This window comes from Pleionea sediminis (genome assembly GCF_007570825.1).
Taxonomy (GTDB): domain Bacteria; phylum Pseudomonadota; class Gammaproteobacteria; order Enterobacterales; family Kangiellaceae; genus Pleionea; species Pleionea sediminis.
The window spans coordinates 774,844-788,264 of sequence record NZ_SUNB01000002.1; the positions used below are offsets into that span (position 1 = coordinate 774,844).

Sequence of the window (13,421 nt, forward strand, 5' to 3'; positions counted from 1 at the left end):
ATTCTTTCATCTCTGTCACCTATGGGCAAGCGTCTAAGATTTCTGTATATTTGGAAACAACTCAAACCAAATTAACGAAAGTAATGAATTCAGACGTTATTTCACCCGAGGCACAACAAGGTTTAAACCTGCTGCAAGTGGGCAATGTATCCGAAGCGCATCAATATTTATCGAGTGCCCGAAAAAATGGCGAGAAAAATCTGCGCATTGCGTTAGCAACGGCTATTTCATCGCGCGCACTCGGCCTGTTTGACGAATGCTTATCGGCTATCGATGATTTTTTATTAGAAATGCCCAGAGATATTAACGCTAACATCATAAAAGCGGATGCTCTCAGTGGTTTAGGCCAACTAAAAAACGCGACTACCTTTTATATGGGCGCACTCAAGCTCGCTCATAATCAACCCGGATTATCGCCTCAACTGCAAAACGATTTAGCGAGAGCACAAAAGGCTTGCCAGCAAGCGCAAAGCGTGTTCGAACAAGAGATGCGTCAAACCATCGAACAGTTAGGGATAGAAACAAATCAGGACAATCGACGCGTTAAAGAAGCGGTTGATATCTTAATGGGTAAAAAACAGGTATACCATCAACAACCAACGACATTTTACTTTCCAGGATTACCGCAAATCCAATTTTACGATCCCGAAGAATTCAGTTGGGCCGAAGACATTCTTTCTCGCAAAGATGACATTAAAAACGAACTCGAACAGTTACTCTCAAAAGGACAAGGCTTTAAACCTTACGTCGACCACAATCCCAACGCACCACAAACCGGTGATACAGGATTTTATAATAACGAAGACTGGTCTGCGTTTCATTTATACAAGTCAGGCAAAGCCATTGAAGAAAATATCGCACAGTGCCCAATAACCCATGACATATTACAATCGGCTCCCATTCCTAAAATCCCGGGGCGTTCTCCAAATATTTTATTTTCAAAATTAAAGCCAGGTACTCACATCGCACCACATCACGGTGAACTTAATACACGACTGCTTTGTCACTTGCCGCTTATTGTTCCAGACGGATGTTACCTTCGCGTTGGTAATGATAAACGCGATGTTAAAGAAGGTGAGTTTATGATCTTTGATGACTCCGTCGAGCACGAAGCGAAAAACAATAGTAACAGCGATCGTATCGTCTTAATTTTTGATATTTGGCGCCCAGAAATAAAAGAACACGAGAAAGATGTTTTATCCAAATTATTTAATCAAATAGATACGTTGAGATAATTTTAAATATTGGTCGATAGGATAACCTAACTATCGGCCAAGAACAGGCATTATAAGTGAATGACCACAGTACAATGTTGAAAATTATATTTTTTGTATCTATTCTTTCTTTGATGATTTAGTCGCTATAAATATCATGATAATAATAACGACAACAACCCCACCAACTGCAGCCCAAGTCATCTTCTTTCTCCTTACTTTAGTTAAAAAATATTCTTATAATCAAGTATAGACAAAAATCTCAAGAAGCTAATATTTGTACATAGCATGATACTTATCTGTTTTACCTCCTCAATCTACACTAAAGTAGATCAGAGTTTTTTACAATCTAATGAAGCAGCCCTTTTTAAGTTTTCTTTCGAGTTGGTTGTGAATTTTCCACAGAGGTTTGATAGCCGCAGAATCTGATAACCGTGGTAAAATGACGCGCATTCATTTTACGGTTCTTAAGGACCACCAACCTCAATATTTTGTAAAATAAGGAAATTCGATGTCAGATAACCGATATGCACCGCCGGAAACGTTAGAGTTACAAGAAACGAAAAATAACAATATTGTTCGACCTTGGTCAGTAAAACTTGGTGCTGTATTTATTATATTGTCACTTTTCCCAATGCTGTGGATAATCTTTAACGATGAATCTCTTACATTAGGTGAGGATATTTTGATCATTATCTATTTATTATTTTGGGCAGTCATTTTTACTATCTCATCTATATTAGCTTATTTTGTTTATCGTGGTGTTCGATGGGTTGCCTATTTCGTTTGCATACTCACAACACCGTTAGCGTTTATTAATTTAGTGTCTATAGACAGCAGTTATGCAGCGACAGACTATTTATATATAATCATAGATTGCTCGATAGTCGTTTTATTACTTTTGCCTGAGTCACGGCGTTGGTACGTAGAACGAAAAGCAAATGCATGACTGACTTCAACAGCAAGGCGAAACATTTCTGCTATGACTCGTTTAACACTTCTTCAGGCTGGATATTAGAAAAGTAATTATGATTTCGTATCAACCAACAGCTGACCTTTCAAAGTCCGCAGAGATTACCTATAAAAACATGCGCTCTTATTATGAGCATTACTCGGTTGATTGGAATCAATCTACTGTCGAAGAGCTGATTGCAAGTTTAAAAAACTGGGATATCCTTTTTAATGGAACGATCGTAGGAGCCATACGTTTAGCATTCGATAATTCAGGATGTTATGTCCGAGATCTACAGGTGAGCGAGTCATACCAAAATAAAGGTATCGGAGCAGCAGCACTTAAAGAATGTGAGCGAATAGCTATCCATGAGGGCGCAAGCCAGCTTCGACTAAGAGTGTTTAAAATCAGCCCTGCCTATCGCTTATATGAGAGAAATGGTTTTGTGGTTGATAAGGAAGAAGAGCGTTTCTATTACATGTCACGACAAATTCTTTAAGTGTTTTTACAAAAAACTTAGAAGAAAATTATGGAGTTAACTAAAGCAATAGTAATAGATTCAAAGCGTCACCATGTTAAATTGAGCATTGGAGAATGGAAGTTCGGCCCTTGTGTCGATATTGAGGTTTTCTGCGGCTCAAGCATTTACTTTAGGTCTAAGGCGTTGTGTAGCCCGGAGAGCAAAGAATATAATCGAGTCTCGTTATTAGATCCAAAAGAGCTACTCGAAGAAGCTTGGCTACTATTTAAAAAGAAATATCCTTTTGAAAGACTTAAAGAAACTATAAGATATGGGCTTACCGTTTTTGTATACTGGGAATTAAAAAAGTCGTTAAGTCAGTGAGGGAATCTTAGTCTTCTTCAGTCCAGAAAACTTGAGGTTATTATGAATGGAGTCAAAGTATTAAAAATATTTGGATTATGGTTACTCCCAGGTCTGATTGTTTTAGGATACACGCTCTTTACATCACCAATGGCTGGTGCATTATTACTTGGTGTAACGTTATCTTTGTCGTTGGCTATTTTAGGTGCCCCGCTGCACATCGCATTTGCGTGGAAAAATAAGAACTGGTCCGGATTTAAGTCAGCATCAACATCCGCTTTTCTCTTATTGATGATATTTATTATTGCTGCAGAAACAGGTATCTTTAACTTTACATGATTGGTTTATTTCCAGCGTCTACCAATTAAGGTGAGTCAAACCTCTAAAGCGGCGATGAGTTGTAAATAGTATGAAAGTAACTTTACTAATCCTATTAATATTGTTCTCGATCTCGTTGAGAGCTTCTGAAGTACTACCATGTGAAGACCAAGTAGAATCTGACATAAAATTAATAGAATTCGAGTTTCCAAGGTATCCGACTGATACCGTTTACGATGGCGACGGAATAGTGACCATCCAGTTTCTCGTGGACAATGAAGGACATTTAATTAAATACACCATAAAGTCTTCTGAGCCTCCCAGACTTTTTGACCGTTCCGCGCTAAGAGCTTTAAAGAATTCAGTATTCTCAAAAAGTAACGATAAAGAAATTCGTTGTGGAATCATTAATTATGATTTTATACTTGAGTAGCACTGATGACTTACGAAGACTCACTAATAGCCAATCGCTCATTTCATTTGAGTATTTCGTTCATTACCTAAAGCATTAGTTGTCTATGATCTATTTTTTTAAATACTTTGTTTTAATTTTTTTAATATTCATTGGTATATTGTTGGTTAGTTCATTTGGACCAGCAAGCGGTCTTCTTTATGATTGGGATATGAGTTACCCCAGTTGGCTTTCATCCTATGTTTATGCCCATCAGAATATATTACTAATATTTGTAATATCTACAATAGGTTTATTTTGCTCTCAGCTTTTAACGTTGAGCTATTTCAAAGCCACTTTATGTGTTCATGTTTTTGGGTATTTTGCTATGCACTTGGAAACCATTAGAGTGGGTGATTATTCATCCTTAATTTACTATCTTAATTATGTAGACTACCTAAAGTACTTTACTATTGGCATGTTACTTTCAGTTGGCTTATGGTTTTTGACAAACAAAGTTATAGATAGCATAGCAACGTATAATAAAACTCGTTCGTCATCTATTAAGTAAAAATAAATAGAATATCTGCTTTAAATTAAATTACAAAATGAATATGAGTTAATTTGGGTATCTTGCCTTTCAACATCAATATTAGGTAGCTTTTCCTTCAGCCACTTAAACAGAATATCTAATCTACTTCGATGAGTAGAAAAGGCGCAGAATTTTAGGATTATTGCTTACATCGCTTAAACTGCCAAGTTAACCACTTTTCTATGGTTTCACTTTTGTCGTTTACTTTATCAACTACTTTAGAGTTTTCATTATAATCATAAGCTTCCCATCTCCGCTCTCCAAGCAAATTTAACATGTGCATATCTGTCTTACCGTGTTTAGATCGAAAGTATGTGCTCAGCTCCTTTTTAATATTACCAGCTATAAACTTTTCATCTACCCACGTTCCGGAATCTGAAGGATTAAACCAGATTGTCCATGTTTGAGACTTCTTCGCTTCTTCATTCTCAATAACTGTGATATGCCCCCTTTTTAATTCGGCGTATTCCCATTTAGAGCAATCTGCCACAACCAACGAAGGAATTAGAAAGAATAGATAACTAATTTTCATTTTTATAACCATTATTTTTTTCATAGCAATACTAGGTCCAACTTAGTGATGATACTATCAATATTACCTTCATCCAATAAAAACATCGTTAGATATTAATAGAATTAATTAAATCTTTCTCCCTAAAGTACAAATTATCTTTGCCCCCGGTGATTCAATATTTTTGGCTAATGACGTATAGAGAATGGCAGATTCCTGTTATAGTCAAATTTTAAAAAGAGCTTATTACAGTCAAAATGAGAAGAAACGAGCATAAGTCCAACCGGCTTGCCTGCTTGAGCCACTTATGCAAACCATATTAAAATAGTCATATGGTATATCATACGGTTCTAGAGGCTTCCTACCCTCAACGTCTCTTGTAGAAAGGATATTTATGTTCAGCATATTTAAAAAGAAAAAAGAGTGGCCATTCGACCAACCAAAGAACTGTGCTGTCTTTACTATTAAACAAATAATAGAAGGAACCAGTCCAATACAGGTCGTATATCACGATCGAGAAGATGACGGCTGGCAATTTGTGAGTAATATTGAATACGCAATGGATGATGCTAAGCTTGTCAGTTTAGAAGAAATCATTAAAATTGATCCTAGTGTGTTCGAAGTCGCACATATTCAACCGGGTTACCATGCATGGAGAAATAAAGTTGGCGATAAATGGACTATAGCTAAAACGCCACCAGAAGACGATGAATGAGACTAACAAGGTGCTGAAATAAAGGCCAATAACAACAGTACTGCTGAGAAGAGCATTAGATTCTTTAGAGAAATATGAACGACTTAGAAAAATTACAAGGGTGGTATCTATCTCAGTGTAATAACGACTGGGAACATCAATACGGTGTTAAAATAGATATCTTGAATAACCCTGGCTTGAAGCTTGAAATCGATCTAAAAGGTACATCGCTAGAAAACGCTTCTTTCGATGAGTATAAATCTGACAATGAATCTGAAAGTCATTGGCTTTTCTGCAAAGTCGAAGATAAAAAATTCATAGGTGCCTCAGGTCCTTTATTGTTAGACAACATGATTGCCAATTTTTGTTAATTGGAAAGATAGCATTTAAAAATTAAATGCAAGTGAGATTGACCTAAACTCTGTCATTTAGTGAATTAATCATAAAATCAAAGCAAAAATAGAAAATAAAATCATAACCATTATTTATAATAATTAGCCTATAAAAAGGAAAAGTAATGAAATTCATATCAATAGCAGCACTTCTCATTTCACCGATTATTAATGCAGAAGTTCTTATCCATAAATGTGTCCTATCAGAATTAGAAAACGAAGGATATAAAGAGACTGAACTGCAATATGACCAATCATTTTTAGAAACTGCAGTTAACCATCACAAGAAACAGATAGCATCGATTGGCAAATCGGGATTTGAGTTGAGTCAACCCAATATCGACGAGTCAGCTTGGTATCTGATTAAATTGGGTGAGGAAGCCTGGGTTATCCGCAATTCAAACTGTCATAAAGGTGGAGATACTGGGGTAACAACAAGTAAACCACTAAAATAAATACGAACAAAACTCGAAATAATAGCTATGCGAGCCGGACGCGCTATGTGCTCGACTTGCATACCACAAGAGTAAAATATGGAAGAACCTTATAAAGATACTGCTATATTTGAAACAGATGGTAAAGGAGAGTATATAGCTTATGTTAAATGTTGGAATTCAACTGTAATATCAGAGTATCTAAAGATCGTATCAACGGTATTTTCCGAACTCAATGAAATAATTGTTGAATTTTGGTTGCATTCTGGCCAGCTCGCAACTTGAGCCCGGTTATGAAAATAATCGACGTCCTTTAGCTGTACATACGATGGTGTATCAATGGTATGAAGAGTGGTGTGAGATCGCAGATAAAAAGCTGCCCGACTCATGGTTTGAAAAAGAGATAACCGATTTTGAAAGCCGACTGATTAAAAATATTTACTCTGATATCAATCAAACTCTAAGCGCTAACTTCAAAGTAAGATATTTTAAGGACAATGAAGAAAAGCTTTTTATTAATGAATAACGTTGAACATAAATAGAGGTCAGGTTACGATTTCAATAAATAGAGAATTCATTGTTTCTATTTCTTATCGCAGCTATTTTTCCCGCTCTAAATGGACATGATATGAAACTATTACATTCTTAATCACTTTTATAGTAGCCCGAACACTAATTATTTCTTTTTTATTTTAGAACAACTCGGGATATTCTCATTGTGCGAGTAAACGTGCTTGAATGAATTATCTTTTTTGACCACCAATAGGGCGCGTCTATAGACGCACCATTTTTCCTCGTAATGCAACACCAGCAATGATAGCGCCTGCATGACATTCATAGGTTTCGCTGCTCGCGTGCACTTTCTTTTTATAGTAACTCTCAATGTCGACAACGGCATTAGCACCTTCTTTTTTCGCTCGCTCTTGTAATTGAATTAGTGCAGATAAGAAAACCCATTGACAGGCTTCTTTGTCAGATTTGTTAAACGCGTTGGTTTTTTTGTTGGTTGTAAAGGTATCCATCGCTTCTTCAATTTCCGGATATTTCTGACCAGAAAAGTAAAGCTTTACTTCGGGGTCTAAACGCTCTTTAAAGTCTGAAGAAGCCATGGCTTCTTCGATATTCAATAGATGCTTGGTGTCGCGAGCCATGGTGGAGGTACAGGCAATTGATAAAGCGAGTATTAAAATATATTTGGTCATCTTAAGTTCCTTAATTTCTTTTTTGATTTTTGTTTTTACATTCAACGACATTATACCCCCAAATTAATCTAGGTTAATAGAATTGAAATATCACGTGGATATATTTGGGTGTTTAACTAATATAGAATAGTGCTTCTTTTCTGAATACAGGCTGAATAGTCTGTTACGTGATTTATAGGTTTCGAGTGGCACTCGGTATAATGGTTTCAATAGTATTTTCCGGGCAGTATGAACTGAATTAACATCGTTACCCGCTAATTTAGGAATAATAGTAAAACGTGAATTTCTATCCACGAGCGTGGCAATATACGTATTCTTTGAATCGGACACCAGGTTTCCTTCCCAGTGTCCAACGGACTTACGATTATCAATATTTTTAGAACGTTCATGGATAGATACACCGTTCACAATTTTCGTTAAGCTTCAATCTCCGCTGCGACGATGGTATCGTGATTTATACAATGGATAATTATATAAATGACGTAAAGGCTGTTCAGTATTACAACAAGTCGTTAAGCGAATTCAAGCTCCCTCCTTCCGTCAATTAATAGAGCGATTAAGTTAAAAGCATGTAGAGTAAATTCCGTTCTATTTTCAACTCTCATTTTTGATATGCGGTGAACAAAATTTATATATCTTTATCATGACGAATAATTCACCACTTTTTTTATAAAAATGAATGATTAATAACGAACATTCCAAAAATTTTAACAGCGTGAAAGTTTTTAGGTATAATCCTCTCGGAAACATCATAAAAATTCAAGAAGGAGCTAATATGAAAACATTAACTTGCATTGCAAAAATTACGGCTAAAGAAGCACACAAAGAAACCGTATTATCTGAGCTAACTAAAATTATCTCGCCGACCCTGGAAGAGAAAGGGTGTATTAATTACGATATGCATACAGATAATGACAAAGATAATACATTTATATTTTACGAAAACTGGGAGTCTGAACTAGACTTAAACAACCATATGGAATCGGAACACATTAAGCAGTGTTTTGAAGTGATTGGCGACATGCTAGATTCAGTTGAAATATCAAAACTATCGAAGGTTAGTGTTTAAAGTTTCAACTCGCTAATGGGTCAAGCTGACGTCTTTTGGCGCAGCTTGCTTAGGCATTTGAAATATGAATAATTTTAGAGTCTTTTTATCAATATCAGTATTTTCAATCAGCTTGTACTTAATTTTTGATTTGATTATCTACTCCTTCGATTGGATATTGTTATTACTTAGCGTTGTCGGTTTTGCTTGTGCTCATTATTTATGGCCGCCAAAGCAGGATGATGAAAGCGCATGGTACGATATGCTTGAAATAATCGTTGAGTTTCCCTTTAGAGCTATCGCTTTGTTCTTTCGAGAACTTTTTAAGATTTTCAAAAATACAGATTCAGATTTTGATTTATAAATACCTTTAACTCAGCGTGCCGGCTAGAAGCGCCCCATGTGTAAACTAACGATATATAGAACTTGAGTCAGAATTATTAGATTTAATTAAGCGTCACACAATAAGCGCGTAATTCATTTTGGACTATCTTAGTTGCTTCTAATATCTGATGGGCTTTTATATTTAATTGGAAATGAACAGCCATTTCTTTTGTTAGTCTCTACAATACATTGAATCATAAAATAGTATTACTCTCCTATTCGCTCGAGCAGTTTCTGTCAAGTGTGTTAAAATAATAGGTACTCACTCGACTCTTTGAGCCCGATAATCCTAGTGTTATCTTATGAATTTTATTTTAAAAGCCTCTTTTTTAATTATATTTCTTATCGCTATTATTTGGATAGCTAGCCGATTGCTATTCTTCCCTACAGAATTGAAAGTCAAGTGGACATACTCGAAGCACTCAGAAGTACTACAAGAGCTAGCAACGGAGTTAAACAAAATCGATCTAAAAAATCACTTTGTGATAGATGAGCGTTTTATATCTAATAGTAGCGATGAAGCAAAGTTAAAAATATGGGCGCTTATAAAAAAAGCTGGATTACATCAATTTGTAAATGATGAAAAAGGTGCTCGCTTATTTTTGGGAGTCATAGAATCTGAAGGACGAAAATTTGGTGCTTGGCTTCGTTTGGGCTCTTCTGACAGTGAACCAGCTTGTGAACGCGAGATGCTAAATGACAATATAAGCCAATGCGTTATAGATCTCGACGGGCCTTGGTATTACTCTGTAGATTGGTAAGAAAGAGACAGTTCAAGATTGCAGGTTTAGAAATTGAGATGTATTAAGTTAGGGAGAATATAAATATGAACTGGGAAGAAAAATTTAGGATTGTCGATTCGTGTTTAGAATCAAATCCAGACATTGATGCTGACTTTTATATTAAACCGAATGGAGCCACTCCATCAGAGGTTAGTCAGTTAACAAATAAGTTTCCTTATGTTCCTAAAGATTACATTCGGTTCTTAACGCTTTGCAATGGAGCAGATATAGCTCAAGTAAGATTTTTTGGTACGGATGAATATGAAGATAATCAGGAAATTTATTCTGATGTGTACCCTGAAGATAGCTGGTATGTTTTTGGAGCTGATGCGGGTGGTGATCCAGTAATGTTAAATGTAAAAGGATTCATAGCCATAGGCCTGAGCAAGAGCATATCCTCTGAGTATCGGATCTTAGCAGGGAATTTTTCTGAATTTTTGAATGATGTGATAATGGGTAGTAACCATCCATTATTGTTTGGTGTAAATAAAAGTGAATTTCAGGAGTTTATCCAAAAAGAAATTGAGGAAGACCCTTGGCTAGAGTTTTTAGTAGATCATAAATGGTTGAATTTTGAAACAAAATCCTAGCAATCGACCAAGGAGGACCTAAAAAACGTAGTTATTCAATATTCTTTCTTCAAATCAGTCTACTTTCGATAGTTACGAACCTTAACACCTACCGCATGCTCAGACAATCTCAGCAATAATAAGAAAGGGGCATTATCTGCCCCTTTCAAATGTGATATACAATCTCTATTTATGGCTAATAATTACGGCCATTTCATCGCCATCAACATAAGGCGTTCCTTTAAGGTCACTGTAGGTTGCTTGAATACCTAAACCGTGAACAGCTAGCTCTTTACTTAACATTTCAATTGAAAAATGTTGCAGCCAATTGAAAACTATTTTTTCAGAGGCTTCTTCGTAAATGACATATTTATCCAAAGTGACAGCCTCCTCTTCATATTTGAATGAGGAATGAATGCACCAATAGTCTTTTGGACTCCAAAAGCCATTCATGGCATTTCTTTCAAGGCTTAGGTTTTCCGATTGATTTTTAAACCGAGTCGTAGTGTAGACATCTAGAGCAATAAAACCATTGTGCGCCAAGAGCTTTTTAAACTTGGCCAACAGCGTAGAACGCTGTGATGGACTTAAAGCGCAAAAGTCGCACATTACTAAGCTAATTAGGTCAAACTTTCTTTCATCCATATAATCTAAGTAATTTCCTAAATTATACTCAATCTCTAGCTCACTCTTTACTGCTTGTTCCGATGCGTGATTTAGTGAGTTTTGAGAAAAGTCGAGACCAACAACCGTACCCAATCCTTTTTGTTTGAAACGTTGAGTATAAAGCCCGGGGCCACAACCAAAATCAATTATTTTTGATTCGCCATTAAGCCCAAACTCAGATACTAGCCAGTTTACAGAATCGTCAATGAACGAAGCCGTTCTTGAAGCGACACTAACATTAGGATCGAGGTGGTACGCTAACATTTGCTTTGCGATATGATGGTCCGTCCATAACACATCAGCTGTGTATTCAGACCAAACAGCAGGTTTTACTGTTGCTTCATCAAGTTGTTTAAACATTTTTGTAATTCCGACAATAAGTTATTCTTGCCGTCCTTACATTAGATTCAAGGTAATCTTATTGATTACCCTAAAATGGCGTAAGGACGCGTTATACAGTTAAGTTTTTGTGAAAAAGTCATTGAAACGCCTCCTTAGTTAGGTTGAAAAACACGCAAATTATACCATGACAATATAATGAGCACTATCCTGTCGATAAAGAATTAAGGAAAGAAGGTAAGATGTATTATGATGCTTCTTGTCATGCTTACTTAAAATATGGACCGGACAAAAAGAAATTCGCTATGAAATTCCTTTTTGTCGGTAGCTTTCAGTCAAAAGCAGAAATTAACGCCTAGCTCATGTAATGTGCGAACATGACACAGCTTGTTAAGTATTAATCTCCTGAGGGAGGCTCCCAAAGTTCAACCTTGTTTCCCTCTGGATCGATTACCCAGCCAAATTTACCAAATTCAGATTCATCTGTTTTCTCTAGAACATTACACCCTTCTGTTCTTAATGAATCTAAAATCTCGTTAAGATTGTCCACTCGGTAATTCACCATAAACCCTGATTCACTCGGTGCAAAATTGTCTCCATTTCCAATCATCCAAGCCGTTGTTCCCGCGAACGGTTTGCCATCGCTGTCTGTCCATTTAAAAGATGTGCCACCCCAAGCCTGAACATCAATGCCGAGATGTTTCTTATACCAATTTTGAAGCATATTAGGCTCTTTAGCTTTTATAAAAACACCACCTATTCCCGTTACCTTAGCCAGAGCTTTACTCCTCTTTAATAGCAGACCGATAAATTTAAAGCTGGATTATATCATGATTAAAGTAAGAGGCTAATGGCCGCTATCGGCCAAAAGCGGACGTCTTATTTATGTAGTTTTTCTAGCGTTTCTTTTGTTGTTGCAAAAGCGTGAATATATTTTTGATTATCGATTTTCAAATTCCAATTTTTTGTTTCGCTTTCATCAAGCTCAACTAAACCTTCCTTAAAAGAGCCTGATTTAGAAGCAATTACTGCGTACTCTGGACAAACAGGGAAATATAAGTCCGCATATTCTAAAGGCAGGCTATGAGTATTAATAACTGGATTATCAGATGTAATAAAATCCATATCTTTCGGACACTTTAAGAGTGTGAATCTGATGGCATTAGTTTGGGAAATTAACGCAGATCCCATACTATAGCCATGAACATAGCTAATCATCCACCAATTCTTATCAACCATTCTCTTTATTGCTGCATCTTTTACACTCTCGATAAATTGACTCTTCATATATGGGGTTCTCCAATATTGAGTAGCAACATAATCAAGCAAGTAAGTACGCATTTTTAGATCTTGTAAAGCCGCTAGGTTACCCTCACACAAAGAACTTAAGCTAGCGCGAAAATCCCTTTCAATTTTCTCATATCTATTTTCGATAGCTTTACTAAACAAAGCTTTACATCTTTCTATTCCTTCGGAATCACCTTTTTTTTCATAACTGTGAAATTGCGAATATGCATCTGAAAGTTCCATTAATACGCCTAAGCAGTGATTGACACAGTGAGAAAAAGAACTTCTAGAGATGTAATCTTTCAGAAATTCAGAGTCTTCTGTATCGAGAGGAGGCACTTGATAAAAATACTTTTCCTTTGCTAGCCCTTTAACAGAGTCAGAGACTATTTTATTCTTCTTGGTCGTGTACCAAACGTTTCTCCCATCTACTGCCCAAGCGCTTAAATAGTGAGCCCATACATAATGATGATTGGTTTTTATCTCTAAGTCTTTTTTCGATAACATTTTTCAATCAAGCTCATGTGAACTAGTGCTTTAACGATCTGATTTGGGCTTTTATCATTTATTTCTAAACGTCCGCTTTAAGATAAAAGCCGACATTATTGCGAATAACTATCTAGCATAGTTCATCTCCGTTATTTTTCTGTAGGAAATTCAACCTTTGCTCTTGTAAGAGATTTCTTACAAACAGTGTTTAATGATTTCTGAGTAAACTAATTGAATAGTTAATTTATTGAGATGTTACTGAACGAAATTTATGACAGTAAAAAGAAAAAGCTTAATACCCAAAATTTGAATATTAAGCTTTAAGTCGTATAAA

General features: G+C 36.0%; 20 protein-coding genes and 1 pseudogene. 15 read left to right on the plus strand and 6 right to left on the minus strand.

The annotated features are described in order from the left end of the window. The first annotated feature begins 83 nt into the window (after positions 1-83). From FAX86_RS13225 to FAX86_RS13250, 6 genes are all read left to right on the plus strand, one after another. The gene (locus tag FAX86_RS13225) at positions 84-1,235 is read left to right on the plus strand and encodes an aspartyl/asparaginyl beta-hydroxylase domain-containing protein (RefSeq protein ID WP_144393883.1); all 1,152 of its coding nucleotides are present in this window, start codon (positions 84-86) and stop codon (positions 1,233-1,235) included. 490 nt (positions 1,236-1,725) lie between these two features. Beyond that, positions 1,726-2,163 (plus strand): hypothetical protein, encoded by a 438-nt coding sequence (locus FAX86_RS13230; RefSeq protein WP_144393884.1) that lies wholly within the window; start codon positions 1,726-1,728, stop codon positions 2,161-2,163. A gap of 79 nt (positions 2,164-2,242) precedes the next feature. Continuing rightward, the gene (locus tag FAX86_RS13235) at positions 2,243-2,665 is read left to right on the plus strand and encodes a GNAT family N-acetyltransferase (protein WP_144393885.1); all 423 of its coding nucleotides are present in this window, start codon (positions 2,243-2,245) and stop codon (positions 2,663-2,665) included. 30 nt (positions 2,666-2,695) lie between these two features. After that, the gene (locus tag FAX86_RS13240) at positions 2,696-3,010 is read left to right on the plus strand and encodes a hypothetical protein (RefSeq protein WP_144393886.1); all 315 of its coding nucleotides are present in this window, start codon (positions 2,696-2,698) and stop codon (positions 3,008-3,010) included. Positions 3,011-3,052: 42 nt separating this feature from the next. Then, positions 3,053-3,328 (plus strand): hypothetical protein, encoded by a 276-nt coding sequence (locus FAX86_RS13245; protein WP_144393887.1) that lies wholly within the window; start codon positions 3,053-3,055, stop codon positions 3,326-3,328. A gap of 70 nt (positions 3,329-3,398) precedes the next feature. Then, entirely contained in the window at positions 3,399-3,740 is a 342-nt protein-coding gene (locus FAX86_RS13250) for a TonB family protein (protein ID WP_144393888.1), read from the plus strand. A gap of 689 nt (positions 3,741-4,429) precedes the next feature. On the opposite strand, the gene FAX86_RS13255 is transcribed toward FAX86_RS13250, so the two are convergent. Further along, entirely contained in the window at positions 4,430-4,846 is a 417-nt protein-coding gene (locus FAX86_RS13255) for a hypothetical protein (protein WP_144393889.1), read from the minus strand. Between the two features lie 349 nt (positions 4,847-5,195). Between FAX86_RS13255 and FAX86_RS13260 the strand changes: the two genes are divergently transcribed. From FAX86_RS13260 to FAX86_RS13280, 5 genes are all read left to right on the plus strand, one after another. After that, positions 5,196-5,516, plus strand: coding sequence for a hypothetical protein (locus tag FAX86_RS13260; protein ID WP_144393890.1), 321 nt, complete (start codon positions 5,196-5,198; stop codon positions 5,514-5,516). A 74-nt stretch (positions 5,517-5,590) separates the two neighbouring features. After that, positions 5,591-5,866 (plus strand): immunity 53 family protein, encoded by a 276-nt coding sequence (locus tag FAX86_RS13265; protein ID WP_144393891.1) that lies wholly within the window; start codon positions 5,591-5,593, stop codon positions 5,864-5,866. 146 nt (positions 5,867-6,012) lie between these two features. Then, positions 6,013-6,342 (plus strand): hypothetical protein, encoded by a 330-nt coding sequence (locus tag FAX86_RS13270; RefSeq protein ID WP_144393892.1) that lies wholly within the window; start codon positions 6,013-6,015, stop codon positions 6,340-6,342. Positions 6,343-6,420: 78 nt separating this feature from the next. Next, complete coding sequence (locus tag FAX86_RS13275) at positions 6,421-6,606, plus strand: hypothetical protein (RefSeq protein WP_144393893.1); 186 nt, start codon at positions 6,421-6,423, stop codon at positions 6,604-6,606. Then, complete coding sequence (locus FAX86_RS13280) at positions 6,569-6,847, plus strand: hypothetical protein (protein ID WP_144393894.1); 279 nt, start codon at positions 6,569-6,571, stop codon at positions 6,845-6,847. The genes FAX86_RS13275 and FAX86_RS13280 overlap by 38 nt, the downstream gene beginning before the upstream one ends. 247 nt (positions 6,848-7,094) lie before the next feature. Here FAX86_RS13280 and FAX86_RS13285 read toward each other — a convergent pair whose 3' ends face one another. Next, positions 7,095-7,523, minus strand: a complete 429-nt coding sequence (locus tag FAX86_RS13285; protein WP_144393895.1) for an excinuclease ATPase subunit — start codon at positions 7,521-7,523, stop codon at positions 7,095-7,097. Positions 7,524-7,754: 231 nt separating this feature from the next. Continuing rightward, positions 7,755-7,934 (minus strand): annotated as a pseudogene (locus FAX86_RS13290) (IS30 family transposase); the annotation flags it as partial. Positions 7,935-8,298: 364 nt separating this feature from the next. Here FAX86_RS13290 and FAX86_RS13295 point away from each other — a divergent pair. The 4 genes from FAX86_RS13295 to FAX86_RS13310 all read left to right on the plus strand — a co-directional run bounded on the left by FAX86_RS13295 (position 8,299) and on the right by FAX86_RS13310 (position 10,327). Continuing rightward, positions 8,299-8,592: a putative quinol monooxygenase gene (locus tag FAX86_RS13295; RefSeq protein WP_144393896.1), complete on the plus strand. Its 294-nt coding sequence runs from the start codon at positions 8,299-8,301 to the stop codon at positions 8,590-8,592. Positions 8,593-8,656: 64 nt separating this feature from the next. Continuing rightward, positions 8,657-8,935: a hypothetical protein gene (locus tag FAX86_RS13300; protein ID WP_144393897.1), complete on the plus strand. Its 279-nt coding sequence runs from the start codon at positions 8,657-8,659 to the stop codon at positions 8,933-8,935. Between the two features lie 322 nt (positions 8,936-9,257). Beyond that, positions 9,258-9,716 carry a hypothetical protein gene (locus FAX86_RS13305; protein WP_144393898.1) on the plus strand — a complete coding sequence of 153 codons (459 nt, stop codon included), beginning with the start codon at positions 9,258-9,260 and terminating at the stop codon, positions 9,714-9,716. Positions 9,717-9,781: 65 nt separating this feature from the next. Next, on the plus strand, positions 9,782-10,327 hold the full coding sequence (locus FAX86_RS13310; protein WP_144393899.1) for an SMI1/KNR4 family protein: 546 nt from the start codon (positions 9,782-9,784) through the stop codon (positions 10,325-10,327). 165 nt (positions 10,328-10,492) lie between these two features. Here the strand turns inward: FAX86_RS13310 and FAX86_RS13315 are convergent, their stop codons facing one another. From FAX86_RS13315 to FAX86_RS13325, 3 genes are all read right to left on the minus strand, one after another. Next, positions 10,493-11,332 carry a class I SAM-dependent methyltransferase gene (locus FAX86_RS13315; protein WP_144393900.1) on the minus strand — a complete coding sequence of 280 codons (840 nt, stop codon included), beginning with the start codon at positions 11,330-11,332 and terminating at the stop codon, positions 10,493-10,495. A 376-nt stretch (positions 11,333-11,708) separates the two neighbouring features. Next, on the minus strand, positions 11,709-12,035 hold the full coding sequence (locus FAX86_RS13320) for a VOC family protein (RefSeq protein ID WP_205859195.1): 327 nt from the start codon (positions 12,033-12,035) through the stop codon (positions 11,709-11,711). Positions 12,036-12,190: 155 nt separating this feature from the next. Beyond that, entirely contained in the window at positions 12,191-13,105 is a 915-nt protein-coding gene (locus tag FAX86_RS13325) for a DUF4238 domain-containing protein (protein WP_144393902.1), read from the minus strand. Between the last annotated feature and the right edge of the window lie 316 nt (positions 13,106-13,421).

Excerpts from the sequence above, each read along its gene's own strand:
- FAX86_RS13275 (WP_144393893.1), top strand. The coding sequence starts at position 6,421 with ATGGAAGAACCTTATAAAGATACTGCTATATTTGAAACAGATGGTAAA.
- FAX86_RS13315 (WP_144393900.1), bottom strand. The coding sequence starts at position 11,332 with ATGTTTAAACAACTTGATGAAGCAACAGTAAAACCTGCTGTTTGGTCT.
- FAX86_RS13310 (WP_144393899.1), top strand. The coding sequence starts at position 9,782 with ATGAACTGGGAAGAAAAATTTAGGATTGTCGATTCGTGTTTAGAATCA.
- FAX86_RS13235 (WP_144393885.1), top strand. The coding sequence starts at position 2,243 with ATGATTTCGTATCAACCAACAGCTGACCTTTCAAAGTCCGCAGAGATT.
- FAX86_RS13245 (WP_144393887.1), top strand. The coding sequence starts at position 3,053 with ATGAATGGAGTCAAAGTATTAAAAATATTTGGATTATGGTTACTCCCA.
- FAX86_RS13325 (WP_144393902.1), bottom strand. The coding sequence starts at position 13,105 with ATGTTATCGAAAAAAGACTTAGAGATAAAAACCAATCATCATTATGTA.
- FAX86_RS13225 (WP_144393883.1), top strand. The coding sequence starts at position 84 with ATGAATTCAGACGTTATTTCACCCGAGGCACAACAAGGTTTAAACCTG.
- FAX86_RS13260 (WP_144393890.1), top strand. The coding sequence starts at position 5,196 with ATGTTCAGCATATTTAAAAAGAAAAAAGAGTGGCCATTCGACCAACCA.
- FAX86_RS13320 (WP_205859195.1), bottom strand. The coding sequence starts at position 12,035 with ATGCTTCAAAATTGGTATAAGAAACATCTCGGCATTGATGTTCAGGCT.
- FAX86_RS13250 (WP_144393888.1), top strand. The coding sequence starts at position 3,399 with ATGAAAGTAACTTTACTAATCCTATTAATATTGTTCTCGATCTCGTTG.
- FAX86_RS13270 (WP_144393892.1), top strand. The coding sequence starts at position 6,013 with ATGAAATTCATATCAATAGCAGCACTTCTCATTTCACCGATTATTAAT.
- FAX86_RS13240 (WP_144393886.1), top strand. The coding sequence starts at position 2,696 with ATGGAGTTAACTAAAGCAATAGTAATAGATTCAAAGCGTCACCATGTT.
- FAX86_RS13295 (WP_144393896.1), top strand. The coding sequence starts at position 8,299 with ATGAAAACATTAACTTGCATTGCAAAAATTACGGCTAAAGAAGCACAC.
- FAX86_RS13285 (WP_144393895.1), bottom strand. The coding sequence starts at position 7,523 with ATGACCAAATATATTTTAATACTCGCTTTATCAATTGCCTGTACCTCC.
- FAX86_RS13265 (WP_144393891.1), top strand. The coding sequence starts at position 5,591 with ATGAACGACTTAGAAAAATTACAAGGGTGGTATCTATCTCAGTGTAAT.
- FAX86_RS13230 (WP_144393884.1), top strand. The coding sequence starts at position 1,726 with ATGTCAGATAACCGATATGCACCGCCGGAAACGTTAGAGTTACAAGAA.
- FAX86_RS13300 (WP_144393897.1), top strand. The coding sequence starts at position 8,657 with ATGAATAATTTTAGAGTCTTTTTATCAATATCAGTATTTTCAATCAGC.
- FAX86_RS13305 (WP_144393898.1), top strand. The coding sequence starts at position 9,258 with ATGAATTTTATTTTAAAAGCCTCTTTTTTAATTATATTTCTTATCGCT.
- FAX86_RS13255 (WP_144393889.1), bottom strand. The coding sequence starts at position 4,846 with ATGAAAAAAATAATGGTTATAAAAATGAAAATTAGTTATCTATTCTTT.